This is a genomic window from Empedobacter sp. ULE_I140 (assembly GCF_053482575.1).
In genome coordinates, this window is record NZ_JBQMTX010000001.1 from 1,709,662 (window position 1) to 1,725,701 (window position 16,040).

Annotated in this window: 17 protein-coding genes; 7 read left to right on the forward strand and 10 right to left on the reverse strand. The window is 30.9% G+C overall.

The window, feature by feature from the left end; genetic code table 11:
• Window positions 1–2: 2 nt before the first annotated feature.
• From ACTS9J_RS08090 to ACTS9J_RS08100, 3 genes are all read right to left on the reverse strand, one after another.
• Window positions 3–716: an AAA family ATPase gene (locus tag ACTS9J_RS08090; RefSeq protein WP_115000956.1), complete on the reverse strand. Its 714-nt coding sequence runs from the start codon at window positions 714–716 to the stop codon at window positions 3–5.
• A gap of 93 nt (window positions 717–809) precedes the next feature.
• The gene (locus ACTS9J_RS08095) at window positions 810–1,244 is read right to left on the reverse strand and encodes a carboxymuconolactone decarboxylase family protein (protein ID WP_286495181.1); all 435 of its coding nucleotides are present in this window, start codon (window positions 1,242–1,244) and stop codon (window positions 810–812) included.
• 54 nt (window positions 1,245–1,298) lie between these two features.
• The gene (locus ACTS9J_RS08100; RefSeq protein WP_286495180.1) at window positions 1,299–1,883 is read right to left on the reverse strand and encodes a Crp/Fnr family transcriptional regulator; all 585 of its coding nucleotides are present in this window, start codon (window positions 1,881–1,883) and stop codon (window positions 1,299–1,301) included.
• A gap of 197 nt (window positions 1,884–2,080) precedes the next feature.
• Between ACTS9J_RS08100 and ACTS9J_RS08105 the strand changes: the two genes are divergently transcribed.
• Both ACTS9J_RS08105 and ACTS9J_RS08110 read left to right on the forward strand, forming a co-directional pair.
• Window positions 2,081–2,956, forward strand: a complete 876-nt coding sequence (locus ACTS9J_RS08105; RefSeq protein ID WP_291093282.1) for a DUF808 family protein — start codon at window positions 2,081–2,083, stop codon at window positions 2,954–2,956.
• Window positions 2,957–3,018: 62 nt separating this feature from the next.
• Window positions 3,019–3,639 (forward strand): L-threonylcarbamoyladenylate synthase, encoded by a 621-nt coding sequence (locus ACTS9J_RS08110; protein ID WP_219034359.1) that lies wholly within the window; start codon window positions 3,019–3,021, stop codon window positions 3,637–3,639.
• Between the two features lie 76 nt (window positions 3,640–3,715).
• Here ACTS9J_RS08110 and ACTS9J_RS08115 read toward each other — a convergent pair whose 3' ends face one another.
• From ACTS9J_RS08115 to ACTS9J_RS08125, 3 genes are all read right to left on the reverse strand, one after another.
• Window positions 3,716–3,967, reverse strand: coding sequence for a DUF6952 family protein (locus ACTS9J_RS08115; RefSeq protein ID WP_038336694.1), 252 nt, complete (start codon window positions 3,965–3,967; stop codon window positions 3,716–3,718).
• Window positions 3,948–4,265, reverse strand: a complete 318-nt coding sequence (locus ACTS9J_RS08120; protein WP_286495177.1) for a thioredoxin family protein — start codon at window positions 4,263–4,265, stop codon at window positions 3,948–3,950. Before ACTS9J_RS08120 ends, ACTS9J_RS08115 begins: the two co-directional genes overlap by 20 nt.
• 159 nt (window positions 4,266–4,424) lie before the next feature.
• Window positions 4,425–5,051 (reverse strand): peroxiredoxin, encoded by a 627-nt coding sequence (locus ACTS9J_RS08125; RefSeq protein WP_038336698.1) that lies wholly within the window; start codon window positions 5,049–5,051, stop codon window positions 4,425–4,427.
• Window positions 5,052–5,396: 345 nt separating this feature from the next.
• Here ACTS9J_RS08125 and ACTS9J_RS08130 point away from each other — a divergent pair, with 345 nt between their 5' ends.
• Together ACTS9J_RS08130 and ACTS9J_RS08135 are read left to right on the forward strand one after the other, a co-directional pair.
• A complete protein-coding gene (locus ACTS9J_RS08130) occupies window positions 5,397–5,711 on the forward strand; it encodes a hypothetical protein (RefSeq protein WP_291049221.1) in 315 nt (104 codons plus the stop codon).
• Entirely contained in the window at window positions 5,701–6,102 is a 402-nt protein-coding gene (locus tag ACTS9J_RS08135) for a GLPGLI family protein (protein WP_291049224.1), read from the forward strand. Before ACTS9J_RS08130 ends, ACTS9J_RS08135 begins: the two co-directional genes overlap by 11 nt.
• A gap of 60 nt (window positions 6,103–6,162) precedes the next feature.
• Here the strand turns inward: ACTS9J_RS08135 and ACTS9J_RS08140 are convergent, their stop codons facing one another.
• The 3 genes from ACTS9J_RS08140 to ACTS9J_RS08150 form a co-directional block, all read right to left on the reverse strand.
• On the reverse strand, window positions 6,163–6,684 hold the full coding sequence (locus ACTS9J_RS08140; RefSeq protein ID WP_291049227.1) for a hypothetical protein: 522 nt from the start codon (window positions 6,682–6,684) through the stop codon (window positions 6,163–6,165).
• Entirely contained in the window at window positions 6,665–8,812 is a 2,148-nt protein-coding gene (locus ACTS9J_RS08145) for an endonuclease MutS2 (protein ID WP_448353118.1), read from the reverse strand. The genes ACTS9J_RS08140 and ACTS9J_RS08145 overlap by 20 nt, the downstream gene beginning before the upstream one ends.
• Window positions 8,813–8,880: 68 nt before the next feature.
• Window positions 8,881–9,264: a DUF5004 domain-containing protein gene (locus tag ACTS9J_RS08150; RefSeq protein ID WP_115000084.1), complete on the reverse strand. Its 384-nt coding sequence runs from the start codon at window positions 9,262–9,264 to the stop codon at window positions 8,881–8,883.
• A 45-nt stretch (window positions 9,265–9,309) separates the two neighbouring features.
• Between ACTS9J_RS08150 and ACTS9J_RS08155 the strand changes: the two genes are divergently transcribed.
• Window positions 9,310–9,987: a uracil-DNA glycosylase gene (locus tag ACTS9J_RS08155; RefSeq protein WP_219034364.1), complete on the forward strand. Its 678-nt coding sequence runs from the start codon at window positions 9,310–9,312 to the stop codon at window positions 9,985–9,987.
• 1 nt (window position 9,988) lies between these two features.
• On the opposite strand, the gene ACTS9J_RS08160 is transcribed toward ACTS9J_RS08155, so the two are convergent.
• On the reverse strand, window positions 9,989–10,891 hold the full coding sequence (locus ACTS9J_RS08160; RefSeq protein ID WP_291049235.1) for a hypothetical protein: 903 nt from the start codon (window positions 10,889–10,891) through the stop codon (window positions 9,989–9,991).
• Window positions 10,892–11,075: 184 nt separating this feature from the next.
• On the opposite strand from ACTS9J_RS08160, the gene ACTS9J_RS08165 reads away from it, so the two are divergent.
• Both ACTS9J_RS08165 and ACTS9J_RS08170 read left to right on the forward strand, forming a co-directional pair.
• The gene (locus tag ACTS9J_RS08165; protein ID WP_448353119.1) at window positions 11,076–14,537 is read left to right on the forward strand and encodes a methylmalonyl-CoA mutase family protein; all 3,462 of its coding nucleotides are present in this window, start codon (window positions 11,076–11,078) and stop codon (window positions 14,535–14,537) included.
• Window positions 14,538–14,613: 76 nt separating this feature from the next.
• The gene (locus ACTS9J_RS08170; RefSeq protein WP_291049241.1) at window positions 14,614–16,029 is read left to right on the forward strand and encodes a DUF4932 domain-containing protein; all 1,416 of its coding nucleotides are present in this window, start codon (window positions 14,614–14,616) and stop codon (window positions 16,027–16,029) included.
• The last annotated feature ends 11 nt before the right edge of the window (window positions 16,030–16,040 follow it).

Genomic DNA, 16,040 nt, shown 5'->3' on the forward strand with positions numbered 1-16,040 from the left:
TTTTAAGAATTTGCTTGACGTTCTAATTTTTCAATCAGTAATGCTTTTGCGTTTGTAAGTGCATAATCTTTAGCTTCTGCAAATGAAACGTTATATTTTCGTTTGAGTGATTGAATATCTTTTGGTAAATCGTTTAAAAGTTTATCATAATAAACATCTAACATTTCAGAAGTTGGCATTTTGAAATCAATTTTTAATTGAAATCTTCTCAACAATGCAACATCAATAATATGTGGATGATTTGTTGCGGCTATCAACAACGAATTTTGTGGCAAATAATCAATTAATTGAATTACTGTGTTCACTAAACGACGCATTTCGCCAACATCTTTGTCATCATTTCCACGCGCTTTTCCGATTTGGTCAAACTCATCCAAAAATAGAATTGCTTTTTCACGAGCAGCTTTATCAAAAAGCATTCGAATATTTTGCGAAGTTTCACCAATTCTTGATGAAACAATATTACTTAAATTCAAAATCAATATTGGTTTTCCGATTTCATTTGCAATTGCTTTTGCAGTTGTTGTTTTTCCACAACCTGAAAATCCATGCAACAAAATTTTATTATTGACAGGTAAATTATATTTACTCAATTCCTCTATATATCTATGTTCTTTGATAAGTTGTTTTACTTGAGCAAGATTTTGATCATCTAAAAAAACATCATTCAAAGAAATTTCTTCCTTATCGTCAACAATTAAATCGTAAATATTCATATCAATTTTACTTCAAGACTCAAAAATAAACTATTTTAATCCGAAAGCCGATTTTTAGCACAAAAAAAGCTTCAGATTTCTGAAGCTAAAATTTTAAACCGTCATATGAGAACTGATTGCAATTCTATTCCAAGCATTAATCGTGGTAATTGCAATAATGATAATCGCAATATAATTTTCAGAAAAAAGTGTTAATGCTTTTTGATAAGTTTCTTCTGATAAACCATGTTGACTAATATTTGTAATTTCTTCTGTCATCTCCAATATCACACGCTCTTCTTCTGTAAAAAGTGTCGTTTCTCGCCACGCATTCAACAAAAAAATACGTTGATTTGTTTCGCCTAATTTCATCGCGTCTTTGGTGTGCATATTAATACAAAAAGCACAACCATTGATTTGTGAAGCTTTGATTTTAATAAGTTCTAAATGTAATTTATCTAATTCAGAATTTGCTAAATAATTCTCTAGACCATACATTGCTTCGTAAGCTTTTGGTTCTAATTTTTGAATGTTTAATCGTGATTTCATTTCTTAATTTTTTACAAAGTTCGTTGATTATTTATTCAATAAAATTAAACTGGTTTAAGAAAACTCTTTCTTTCGGATTTCGCTTAAATATTCGGGTGTGAAACCTAAATAAGAAGCTAATAAATATTGCGGAACACGTTGTAAAAACTCAGGAAAATTTTTCTTGAAGTGAAGATAAAACTCCTCTTTCGAAAACTCTTTCAAATATTTGGAACGCATTTGAGCAGCAGCATTTGCTTTTTGATAAATTTGTTTGAAATACGAATTGAAAATAGGATGTTTTTCGCATAAAATTTCTTCGTTCGTTTTACTCATTTTCATAATAATTGCATTTTCTACAGCTTGAATATAAAACTCAGAACTTTGTTGATTAATGTAAGAAAACAAATCTGTCAACCACCAATTTTCGATAGCAAAATCAATGGTTTGTTCTACACCTTTTTCATTGATGAAAAATAATCGAATACATCCAGAAATAATAAAATAATTGTACGTACAAACTGTTCCAGCTTTATGAATCATTTCTTTTTTCTTCACCGAAAATTTCTCAAAATATTGGACTGAATCGTGAAATTCTTCTTCAGAAATTGAAGTGAAAATTTGAATATGTTTCTTTAACTGACCGAAAGAATTTTCCATTTTATAAGCTTAATATATTTCTCTTTAAAATTAATGATTAGTTTCCGAAAGGACTTAATTTAGTTTAAAATTAATCAGGTTTATAGTCAGAATTTGGAGTGCAATTTACTTGAAATGAATCGTCGAAAGAACATAAAAATAATCTATAAAGATTTGACATTATTTTTTACTTTTACGAACCAAAAAATAACAATAATATGGCTTCAGGAATATTTGCAATTTTAGATGATATTGCAGCATTGATGGATGATGTAGCGGTTACAAGTAAAGTAGCAGCGAGTAAAACAGCAGGGATTTTAGGAGATGATTTGGCTGTAAATGCTGAGAAAGCAACGGGATTTTTATCTTCGCGCGAAATACCAGTTTTATGGGCAATAACAAAAGGCTCTTTTATCAATAAATTGATCATTGTTCCAATTGTTTTGACACTAAATCATTATATGCCAGAAGTGATAAAATATGTTTTGATTTTGGGAGGTTTTTATTTAGCTTTTGAAGGTGTAGAGAAAATAATCGAGTTTATTTTTCACCGTCCAAAAAAAGGTTCAGAAGTTATTCATGAAGATAAAGTAGAAGATAAGAAGCAAGTTTCGGAAAAATCAAAAGTGAAATCTGCGATTATTACGGACTTTATCCTTTCGATAGAAATTGTGATTATTGCATTGAGTACAGTTTTGGAACAACCGATGTTGACACAAGTTTTTACAGTTTCGTTTATTGCAATTTTAGCAACCATTGGTGTTTACGGGATTGTAACCTTAATTGTTCGTATGGATGATGCTGGTTTTAAACTTATAAAAGCATCACATGACAAAGGAGCTGTTTCTAAATTAGGACATTTTTTGGTTGACGCATTACCTTATGTGATCAAAATTTTAGGATTTGTAGGGACTGTTGCACTTTTATTGGTTTCAGGTGGGATATTTGTTCATAACATCGATTATATTCATCACCATTTACCTACAGCAATTCCAATGATGATTAGTGAAGCTTTGATTGCTTTGATTGCAGGATTATTGGTTGTGGTAATTGTCACAATAGTTAAGAAAATAATAGGTTTAGCTAAAGGTTAGGAGATAGATAGATTTCGAAAAGAATTGTTAACTATTTCGTATCTTTGAATAAAGATTTACAAATGGCAGATTATATCAGAATTCACCCAGAAAATCCACAAGAAAAAGCGATTGATCAAGTGGTTAAGATTCTACAAAATGGAGGTTTAATTATTTATCCTTCCGATACTGTGTATGGATTAGGATGTGATATTACGAATATTAAAGCAATGGAGAAACTTGCTCGATTGAAAGGTGTTAAACTTGAAAAATCTCATTTCTCTATTGTTTGTAATGATTTAAGCCATTTGTCACAATATACTTTACCGATTGATAACAGTACGTTCAAAATTTTGAAACGCGCTTTACCAGGTCCTTTTACATTTGTCATGAATGCATCGCGCAATTTACCTGTCGCTTACAAAGGTAAAAAAACGGTTGGTATTCGTGTTCCAGATCATGCTGTTCCGCAAATGATTGTCGAAAAATTAGGAAATCCTATTGCTTCAACTTCTATTTATGATGAAGATGAAATTGTAGAATATACAACAGATCCTGAATTGATTTTTGAAAAATGGGAGAAGCTTGTAGATGCTGTCATTGATAGTGGTTATGGAGATAATATTGCGTCTACTGTTGTTGATATGACGGATGGAGTAGAGGTTTTACGTGAAGGTAAGGGTGATATTGAAGATTATTTATAAGATTCAACATTAATTATATAAAACCAAAAAAGGATTTCAATTGAAATCCTTTTTCTATACTAACTAATTGATAAAATTATTTATCAATCGAACCCATTACGCGTTGCATAAAAGTATTGGCAGCAGTACGCTCGTCCAATCCTTCTTCTTCCATCATTTGCTTCATTTCCATAGCTCCACAAATGTTAGAAATCATTTCTCCAATTACTTCTTGTTCTGGCTCCTTTACAGCTGGAGAATCAGCATAAACTTCCAAAACTTCTAAAGCTGTTTCCATTGCTTCAATAGAAACGTTTTTTGCTAAATTCTTAAATACCGGCAACTTCATTGATCAATTCTTTTACAGCATCAATTTTAGACGCAGTTACTTGTCCTACATTTTCTCCTCCTTTGAAAACCGCGAAAGTTGGTAAATTTGGAACTTCAGCTAATTTTCTTGATTCTACTAATTTTTCAGCATCAACATATAAAAACTCAGCTTGACCTTCATATTCAGCCGCTAATTTTTTGAATTTTGGTTTTACTAAACGGCAGTTTCCACACCATCCAGCACCATATTGTACAATTACTATATTGTTATCAGCAACTACTTGTGCTAAGTTATCTTGTTCTAATTCTGCAAACATTTTATTAATTTTTATAAGTTAAAAATTGGGTATAAAAAAGGCTGTCTAAGTGTTGAGCTTAGTGATTTTTATTGAAAATGAATTCGTTAAAATCTCCTGTCAAATTTTTTAGACAGCCTCTTCGTGAATTTTGAAAATCAAAAGATTTTCAAGTTATTTTTAGTGAGAAGCTAAGTAAGAAGCTACACCATCTTTAGTAGCGTTCATAGCATCTTTTCCTTCTTCCCAGTTTGCTGGACAAACTTCACCATATTTCTCAACGTGTAAAATTGCATCTAATAAACGTACATACTCATCGATGTTACGTCCTAATGGTAAATCGTTGATTGTTTCGTGACGAACAACACCATTTTTGTCGATGATGAAAGTACCACGGTAAGCAACTGGAGCTCCTTCAAATTTTAAAGAATCATTTTCTTCATTGTAAACATACTCACCAGCTAAAACTCCGTAATCCATAGCGATAGTTTTTGCTAAGTCAGCAACGATTGGGTAAGTAACACCTTCGATACCTCCGTTATCTTTTGCAGTGTTTAACCACGCTAAGTGAGTTTCTTCTGAATCACAAGAAGCAGCGATTACAACAGCATCTCTTTTTTCGAATTCAGCTAATTTAGCTTGGAATGCGTGTAATTCTGTTGGACAAACAAATGTAAAATCTTTTGGGTAGAAGAATAAAACGATGTTTTTCTCTCCGATTGGCATTGAAAAGTTTTCTACGATTTCGTCTCCATCAATTACTGCTGGCGCTGTGAATAAAGGCGCTTTTTTTCCTACTAATGACATAATTTTAATTTTTTATATTTTGTTTTTTACTTCTCGATTAGATAAAACTTATAATAGTTTTTATCTCTTTTACTGATGCAAATTTAGACTGATATTTTAAACTGTCCATATATTTTCAATTTCAAATATAGATTAAACTATAAATTATATTTATGATATATGATTAATAATAATAATTATTGAGTTAATATTTTATTGAAATTCAATACAACAAGCCTTTTTATCTTACCTCTACGCTAATTTACGAAGATTATTTACCTTAAAGAATGATATTCCTTATGTTGATGATTATTTAAAATGAATTAAATTTTATTTCTATATTAGTAGAATAATAAACACTATAGAATGCTAAAATATTTATTTTTAATACTTCCAATAATTGGATTTGCCCAAGATGCTGTTCGTGTAGAATATGAAGTTCGTCAAGAATTTGATAGAAGTAATTTAAAACAAACATCTGCTAGAATGGAAGAAATGCTTGTCAATTCAGAAAATAAACGATATTATTTTGAGTTATTTGTAAATGCTACAAATTCTAATTTTACAGAAATTGAACGGATCAATAATGAACAAAATCGAGGAACTTCTTTTGGATTGACAACTAATATAAGCGCAACTATTTTTAAAGATTTCAATGCAAAAGAGTTATATGAAAAATAGTATAATGAAACCGAAGTTGTTTATTAAAGATTCAATTCAGTCTTTTCCATGGATTTTGAGTGAAGAAGAATCAACAATTTTAGGTTATAATGTTAGAAAAGCAACACTTATAAATCCAACACAGACAGTAGAAGCATGGTACGCTCCAGATTTAATTTTTCGTGATGGACCTTCTCGTTTTAATGGATTACCAGGTTTGATTTTAAAAATTAAATTCAAATTACCATTTACAAGTGATATGGATACAAATGTTAGTTTTACGGCAATTGATTTAAAACCATACGCAGGGAAAATAGAAATACCAAAAAATACTAAAGTAGTTGAGAAAGAAGTTTTTCAAGAAAAAGCTAAAAAATCAATGAAAGGCAAAAGTAATTACGTTCTCAAGTAGTTGAGAAAGATTAAGAGATAAAACGAAAAAGGTTAGTGAATTCACTAACCTTTTTCGTTTTTATATTTTTTTACTTTTTCCTTTGATATATGTTTTGAAATTTTTTCCATCCATTGAAATTTCAAAAGCTGTGTTAACTTCATTATTTTCGAGTAGTGAGTAAATCAATCTAAATGTAGGTTGATCGGGTTTTGTTTCACTCAGAAATGTAATCGTTTTTTCGGTATAAGTAATCGAATAATTGATAACATGACCTTCGTTATCAAAATAAATGGCTTTCGATAAATTTTTATTTTCATCTAAATAAACAACCAATAAATCATCATGTACGGTCATTTTTTTAGAATCTCGCGAAGGATACTCGGAACGACTTTTTCTAACAATTACATTTTGATCTAATTGATATTCAAAAGAAAAAACACCTTTTCCTTCTCCTGGTTTTCCGTTTCCAATACCTTCCCAATTTCCGATTAACCAATTCCAATTTTGATTTGTTTGTGCAAAACCTAAATTAGAAAAAATAAGGAATAGGAGGAATGTTATTATTTTTTGATTGATCATATTAGATTTTATTAACTTCATTGACATTAATCTGTGTTGTAAATAAACCATAGTTTACAAAAACAATTTCTTTTTTGATTTTATCAATTGTTCCAACACTCGACGAACCATGAATTTTTACTCGATCACCAACTTTCAAAGCATCAATTTTTTTCTGAGTAGCTGCTTTTTCTTTCTTTTCGATGACTTCTTTTTGTTGAGAAATTGTTTCTGAATTTTCTTTTAATTCGCGTTTAACTTCTTTCTCTACAATCTTTTCGATTTTCTTTAATTGTTGAACTTCTTTCGTTTTTTTCGAGTTTTCCATTTCAATTAATTTCAAGAAATTCGAAATCATTTGCTTTTTATTTTTCGTTTTCAAGTAAAAATCCGCCATGTCTGAAATACGTTCTCCAAGTTTCAAACGTTTTTGTTCACGATCATATAATTGCTGAAAATCGTATAGTTTTTGTTGAATTTTTTCGTTTGTTTGTTCTAATTTTTCATTGTGTTCAATATTCGTTTCGCGCAACTCTTCAACATGATCTTTTGTTTTCTGAATCTCAAATTTTTCCTGTTGAAGTTTCAAAATGGTTTTATCCAAACTCACTTTTTCACTTTCAACCTTTTTCTTTGCGCGATTAATCAAACGAAACGGAATTTTATTTTTCTCTGCAACCTCAAATGTAAACGAACTTCCGGCTTGTCCAATTTCTAAACGATAAAGCGGTTCCAAACTTTTTTTATCGAACAACATACATGCGTTGATCGCTTCTGGCAAACTTTCTGCACTCAATTTGATATTGGTATAATGCGTCGTAAAAACACCGAAAGAATTACGTTCATAAAATTCTTCAAAGAAAACTTCGGCCAAAGCTCCACCCAATTCTGGATCAGAACCTGTCCCAAATTCATCAACTAACAATAATGTTTTATCATCAGCATTTTTCAAGAAATACGACATTTGTTTTAGACGATAACTGTATGTTGATAAGTGATTTTCAATGGATTGATTATCTCCAATATCTGTGAAAATTTGATTAAAGAATCCAAATTGACTTTCATCTTTTACAGGAACTAAAAGACCGCTCTGAATCATAATTTGAAGTAAACCAATTGTTTTTAACGTAATTGATTTTCCTCCAGCATTTGGACCAGAAATAATGATAATTCGACAATCTTCGTTAATTTCTAAACTCTGCGGAATCGTTTTTTGAGCTTTTCTTTTATTGTTTAAAAATAAAACAGGATGATAAGCATCGACTAATTTGATAATTCGATTCTCAGAAAGTTGAGGTAAAATTCCATTAATCAAAAAAGCATAATTTGCTTTCGCTTGTGTAAAATCGATGTATTCTAAAAACGTTTGATATTCTTCAAGATTTGGTTTGTATTCTGCAATTTGAGCAGTTAAATCTAATAAAATCTGAATAACCAAATGTTTTTCTTCTTCTTTTAATTCTTCCCATTCACGACGAGGATTTTGTACACTTTCTGGCTCAATAAACGTAATCGATCCAGTTTTAGAAGTACCTAAAAATTGCCCTTTCACACGTTTTCTCAAAGCAGATTTAACGGCCAAAACGCGACGATTTCCAACAACAGATTCACGAATGTCATCCAAATAATCCGAATGATAAGACATCGATTTATTGAATAATTCGGTAATTCGTCCATTCAAATGACGCAAACGATCGCGTACAATTTTCAGTTCAGGACTTGCGTCGTCCTTGATTTCTCCAAATTTATTGAATACTTGATCGATTAATTTTATGATATTTTTTTCGTAAGTAATCGTTGAAGCTTTCTCAAACAAAACAGGTGCATATTCGTTGAAAGCTGTCAAATATTTCAAGATTTCTTTCACTTGAAGCGTATTTGCCTTGATTTTGAAGAATTCTTCTGCAGGCAAATAATAATTCTCAATTTCTAATCGGTTTAGATTTTCATCTAAAATATAATATTCTGAAAACGGAAAACGATTTCCCGTCTCGAAACTTGTTAAATATTCGTTTGTCGTTTGTAGATCTTGTACCAAAAGTTGGTGATCCTGATAAGGTTTTAAGTTAAAAATAAGTGCCTCAACCTTTTCTGTATAAGCAAATTCTGCGATTTCTTTTTGAACCGCATTAAATTCTAAATCTTTTAAAGTTTGTTCTGATATTTGCATTAACGCAAAATTACGGATAAAATTTCGACAAATTCAAAATCATGAAATACTTTGAAATCCGTGATTTTTTATGACCGATCAAAGTGAATGACATTAATTTTGACCTTATTAATATATGTCATTTGATCTGTGTTAGTATTTGCTTTGCTACTTCTGAAAACTGATTTTTTAGTTTCATTTGGTTTTAAATCAATAGTTAAAGTTTCGGAATTGATTGTCGGATTTGGATTTTTAAATTCAAAAGTTAATTTAACTTTTACTGAAAAATCCTTGTTTTTATTCTTCACTTCAGTGCTTATGTTGTATGTTCGGTCTGCATTATATATCATATCTGTATTCAAAACTTTTATATTATTTTCAATTTTCCGGCCTAAATCATAAGGATCATCATCAGCAAAATCTATACAAGAATTTAGTATAAAAAAGGGAATTAGGTAAAGAAACTTTTTCATAGAGGTTAAAATTGGTTAATTTTGTTTCTGTATAAATATATGAAAATGGATGTGAAATTAGATGCTTCTTGGAAAGAAGTTTTAAAGAATGAATTTGAAAAAGATTACTTTAAAATATTGACAGATTTTGTACGAAATGAGTATGAAACAAAAACAATATATCCTCCCGCATCCAAAATATTTTCTGCATTAGATTATACGCCTTTTGATGATGTTAAAGTGGTTTTGATTGGTCAAGATCCTTATCATGGGATTGGACAAGCAAATGGTTTGTCTTTTTCGGTTGTCGATGGAATTAAATTACCTCCAAGTTTGCAAAATATTTATAAAGAGTTGAATGATGATTTAGGAATAAGAATTTCTACTTCTGGAAATTTGGAAACATGGGCTAAACAAGGTGTATTATTATTAAATGCAACATTGACGGTTGAAGCTTCTAAGGCAGGTTCGCACCAGAAAAAAGGTTGGGAAATATTTACAGATGCTGTAATACAGAAGCTTTCTGATCAAAAAGAAAATTTAGTTTTTATACTTTGGGGAGCTTATGCTCAAAAAAAAGGAGCAAAAATTGACCGAAATAAGCATGTTGTTATAGAATCTGCTCATCCTTCTCCATTAGGAGCTTACAGAGGTTTTTGGGGAAGTAAACCTTTTTCGAAAACTAATAATTTTTTGAAAAGTAAGAATCTACAACCTATAAATTGGGAAATCAAAAGTAAATAATTTACATCGCCATAATTTTTTGTAAATAAGAATTAAAAGCTGTTGGGGTGTTTACGTTTATATACGGAACTTTTTCGGTTATTTTTTCTTTTAGAATAGTATAAGTAGCTACAAAAATGGTAACATTTGGAAGATTTTTCGTGATTGATTCGAGATAAATTTCAAGAGAAGTGGAATCATAATTTTTAGAGATATAAATAAAAATATGTGTTATTTGAGTATTTTCAATACATTCTAAAATAGAATTTAAACTCTGATTTTCCCCTAAATAAATTCCTTTTTCGTTATTAATTTTTAAAAGAAGATAGGTATAAATTAATTCTAAATCTTCATTTTCTTTTTCAGGTAAAAATAAAAGCCATTTACGAGAATTTTGATCTGAATATGGAATTGATTTAATCAAATAAAAAAGATGTTTTCTAATTAGGTTTTTAGAAAACGAAATAACCGATTCTTGAATAGTATACTTTTCCATAATGATAGACATTTTGCTTAAAAAAGGAAAAACAATATCTATACAACATTTTTCGATTCCAATTTTATTGAAACAAAGTGTAAGAATAGCGTCAAAGAAACGTGTATCATATGAAAAACAAGAACAGATTAATAACACAATAATTGGTTCATAACTTTTGTTTTTCTGGATATAATTTTGAATTTCAAATTCGGATAAAATTTGTATTTCTGAAAGTGATTTTACACTTAAATTTTCTACTGTATATTTTTTGTTTGATTCAATTAAAAAAGAAATAATAATAATTTTTTTTAAGTGATCGTGGTTAAATAATGAATTTTTATCAATCTTATCCTCGTTAAACAATTTGAACTTTTTATCCCATAAAACAATTATTTGTTCATCTAGTCTTGACAGATCTGATAGATCTTTTAGAGAATAAGTATTCATAAGTAGAATTCTAAAATAGTTCTCTTTAAAGTTAATAATATATTGTAAATAAATCAATATAAACTATAGTGATTTATTAATAAAACATCAATATTTTACTGAATATGATAATTTCATCTGCACGAAAAACATTGAAATTTATGTTATCTTAGCAAGAGTCATAAAAAATCAAAATCACAAATAAATGTCACAAATTACTCAAGAAGAAAAGAAAGAAAAGTTTGTACATCCAATACAAGAAGTATACACTCCTAAAAACAAAGTACGTATTGTAACTGCTGCTGCTTTGTTTGATGGGCACGATGCGTCGATTAATATTATGCGTCGCATTATTCAAGCAACGGGTTGCGAGGTAATCCATTTAGGTCACGATAAATCGGTTGAAGATGTTGTAAATACTGCAATACAAGAAGATGCAAATGCAATTGCAATGACATCTTATCAAGGAGGTCACAACGAATATTTCAAATATATGTACGATTTGCTTCAAGAAAAAGGAGCAGGTCACATCCGCATCGTAGGTGGAGGTGGAGGTGTAATTTTACCGTCAGAAATTAAAGAGTTGATGGATTACGGAATTACACGTTTATACTCTCCTGATGATGGTCGCGAATTAGGTTTGCAAGGAATGATTAATGATATGGTGGAGAAAGCAGATTTTCCGACAGGGCCATTAGAATTGCCAGAAGGAAAAGATGTTTATCAATCATTAGAAGATAAAGATATCACGACGATTGCGCGACTAATTTCGTTGGCAGAAAATCGTGAAGAAGATTTTTTGAAGGCATTTGATTTCGATAAAGTAGCTGATAAATCTGCACCGGTTTTAGGAATTACGGGAACAGGAGGAGCAGGAAAATCGTCTATGGTAGATGAATTAGTGCGTCGTTTTTTGATTGATTTTCCAGAAAAATCAATTGCTTTGGTTTCTGTCGATCCATCAAAAAAGAAAACGGGTGGTGCTTTGTTAGGAGATCGTATTCGAATGAATTCTATCAACAATCCTCGTGTTTATATGCGTTCGCTGGCTACTCGTCAATCAAATTTAGCGTTATCGAAATATGTGGAGGAAGCGATTCAGGTGTTGAAAGCTGCGAAATATGATTTGATTATTTTAGAAACTTCTGGAATTGGTCAGTCAGATACCGAAATTTTAGATCATTCTGATGCTTCATTGTATATCATGACGCCAGAATTTGGTGCTGCAACGCAATTAGAGAAGATTGATATGTTAGATTTTGCTGACATTGTGGCGATTAATAAATTCGATAAACGTGGTGCGTTAGATGCCTTACGCGATGTAAAAAAACAATACCAACGTAATCATAATCTTTGGGATATAAATCCTGATGAAATGCCTGTTTTTGGAACAATTGCTTCACAATTTAACGATCCAGGAACCAATCAATTATACCAATCAATCATTGATAAAGTGGTTGAAAAAACAAATGCAGATTTGAAATCTTCTTTTCAAATTACAAAAGAAATGTCAGAGAAAATCTTTGTTATTCCACCATCAAGAACGCGTTATTTATCAGAGATTGCTGAAAATAATCGTGGATATGATGTTCGTGCAAATGCACAGAGAGATGTAGCTCAAAAACTATATGGTTTCTTTAAAACAATTGAAACACTTTCTGGAAAAAAGCCAACAATTTTTCAACACGGAATTGATATTTCTGGAACTGAAAATGCAGATTTAGTTAAAATTCTTTTAGCTGAATTTGATAAATTAAAAATGAATTTAGATCCTTTCAACTGGGAAGTAATCACGACTTGGGACGAAAAGGTAAACAAATATAAAAATCCAGTTTATACATTTAAAGTGCGTGATAAAGAAATTAAAATTCAGACACATTCTGAGTCTTTATCGCATTTACAAATCCCTAAAATTGCATTGCCAAAGTACGAAGCTTGGGGCGATATTTTACGTTGGGTTTTACAAGAAAACGTACCGGGTGAGTTTCCTTTTACTTCGGGATTATATCCATTTAAACGTGAAGGTGAGGATCCAACGCGTATGTTTGCGGGTGAAGGTGGACCAGAGCGTACCAATCGTCGTTTCCATTATGTATCGAAAGGAATGCCAGCAAAGCGTTTGTCTACAGCGTTTGATTCGGTAACTTTGTATGGAAATGATCCAGGTCATCGTCCTGATATTTACGGAAAAATTGGTAATGCTGGAGTTTCGATTTGTTGTTTAGATGATGCGAAGAAATTATATTCTGGTTTCGATTTATCACATCCAGCTACTTCGGTTTCTATGACGATTAACGGTCCTGCGCCTATGTTGTTAGGTTTCTTTATGAATGCCGCAATTGATCAAAATTGTGAAAAATACATCAAAGAAAATGGTTTAGAAACTGAAATTGAAGCAAAAATCAAAGCTATTTACGAAGACAAAGGTTTGGAAAGACCTCGTTATAATGGCGATTTACCAGAAGGAAATGATGGTTTGGGGTTAATGCTTTTGGGTGTAACTGGTGATCAGGTTTTACCTGCAGAAGTTTATGCTGAAATTAAGAAAAATACGTTAGCTCAGGTTCGTGGAACTGTTCAGGCAGATATTTTAAAAGAAGACCAAGCACAAAATACGTGTATTTTCTCAACAGAATTTGCGTTGCGTTTAATGGGCGATGTGCAAGAATATTTCATCAATCAAAATGTACGTAATTTTTATTCGGTTTCTATTTCGGGTTACCATATTGCTGAAGCAGGAGCGAATCCTATTACGCAGTTAGCGTTTACGTTAGCTAACGGATTTACGTATGTTGAGTATTATTTATCTCGCGGAATGGATATCAATGCGTTTGGGCCAAACTTATCGTTTTTCTTCTCCAATGGTATCGATCCAGAATATTCAGTAATTGGTCGTGTGGCGCGTAAAATTTGGGCAAAAGCCTTGAAAAATAAATACGGAGCTAACGAACGTGCACAAATGTTGAAATACCATATTCAAACTTCGGGTCGATCGTTACACGCGCAAGAAATTGATTTCAACGATATTCGTACGACGTTGCAAGCTTTATATGCGATTTACGACAACTGTAACTCGTTACATACCAATGCGTACGATGAAGCAATTACAACGCCAACAGAAGAATCGGTTCGCCGTGCAATGGCTATTCAGTTGATTATCAATAAAGAATTAGGTTTAGCGAAGAACGAAAATCCAATTCAAGGTTCATTTATAATTGAAGAATTAACGGATTTAGTAGAAGAAGCAGTTTTACAAGAATTTGATCGTATTACAGAACGTGGTGGCGTTTTAGGAGCGATGGAAACGATGTATCAACGTTCTAAAATTCAGGAAGAATCATTGTATTACGAAACATTGAAACACAACGGAACGTTCCCAATTATTGGTGTAAATACGTTCTTAAGTTCAAAAGGTTCGCCAACAGTGGTTCCTGCGGAGGTTATTCGTGCAACAGAAGAGGAAAAACAATTTCAAATTAAAACTAAAGAAAACTTGAATAAAATTAATGAACAACAAGCTGAAAGTGCATTAGAAACTGCACAACAAGCGGCTATTAACAATCAAAATATTTTTGAAGTGTTGATGGAAGCAACCAAAGTTTGTTCATTAGGACAAATCACTTCTGCCTTATTCGAAGTAGGCGGACAGTACCGTAGAAATATGTAATTTTTTTATTAATAATACTTTAACAGCCTCATCTTTTGATGGGGTTGTTTTCTTTTAAAAATACTTATAAACTAATATGAAAAAAAATGTAATTGTAGCTTTATTCACCTTGTTAGCAATGCCAAGTTTTGCACAAAAAGTTTTACATACCAATGAAAAAATGCTTGAAATAAAAGTAAATGGTAAAATATCAAGCAAATCTTGGGCTATTAATTCTAAAATTAAGCCAGATGTTTTTATGGCAGAAGTTTCAAATGAAAAGAGTGAAGTGATTTATTCTGATGGAAAGAATAATCTTTCTTTTGATTTAAAAAAAGGTGAAACGATTGATTTTTTAATCATTCAGAATAAGAAAGATACCGCTTATCAACGTATTATTGGAATTGCACCTAACGTAAATTTTACAAAAGATTATATCAATAAATATAAAGGAAAAACTGAAGTTGCGATTCCGGAAGTGAGTGAATTGGTCAATATTTTAATGGCTTTGCATCCCGATGCTGAGAAAGAAATTAATATGTTTGACACCAAAACAGAATATTATAAACAAGTAAAAGAGTACTTTAAGCCTTATTTGAATCATCCTGCGATAGATACGATTAAAAAATATATTACAGATTTACAGTATATTGAGGATTACAAAGGAAATATGTTTTCTAATACAAGTTATCGCTATTATTATGCCTTGAAAATGAATGCTTGTGCATATAATTTTGATAAAAACGGAGAGATTAAAAATAATGGAAACATAGGTCAAATGGCAAAAGGCTGGTATACGTTTGATCCGATGAAAGATGCAAAAGTGTTCCAAGATTTTGCAAAAGTGAGTAATTTTAGAGTATTCTATAAGAACAACCAACCGTATTATACAGAACTTTTGCAAAGGTATAATCAATTAAATCCAATTCAGAAAATGCAAAATTGGTTGGATAAAAAGTTCGGATTTGGTTATGGTTCATACGCAGTATATTTTTCGCCGTTAATTTATGGAGCGCATTCTACATCGCGTTTTGAGGATAACGGATTTACACAAACTATTATGTTCATTGCTCGTGCAGATTTTGATTCAAAATTGACTCCTACGCAAAATGAATTGTTAGAATCACGTGTTGTATTTACTGAAATCGATCATAATTATGTAAATCCTGTTTCTGATAAATATGTGAAACAAATCAATGAAGCATTGTCAAATCGTAAAAAGTGGGCGAAACCTACAATAACTGATATGTATGAATCACCTTACAAGGTTTTTAACGAATACATGACTTTTGCTGTTTATATATTATATGTTCATGATAATTATAGCAAAACAGATTTGGATAAATATTTGCCAGAATTGAATGGAATGATGAGTAATATGAGAGGTTTTGCGAAATTTACAGATTTTAATCAAGTAATGCTTGCAAAGTACAAAGAAAATCCATCAATTAATATGACTGATTTATATGAATATATGCTTGATTGGTGTAAAAAAGAGAATGAAATAGATTAGTTTTTTATACA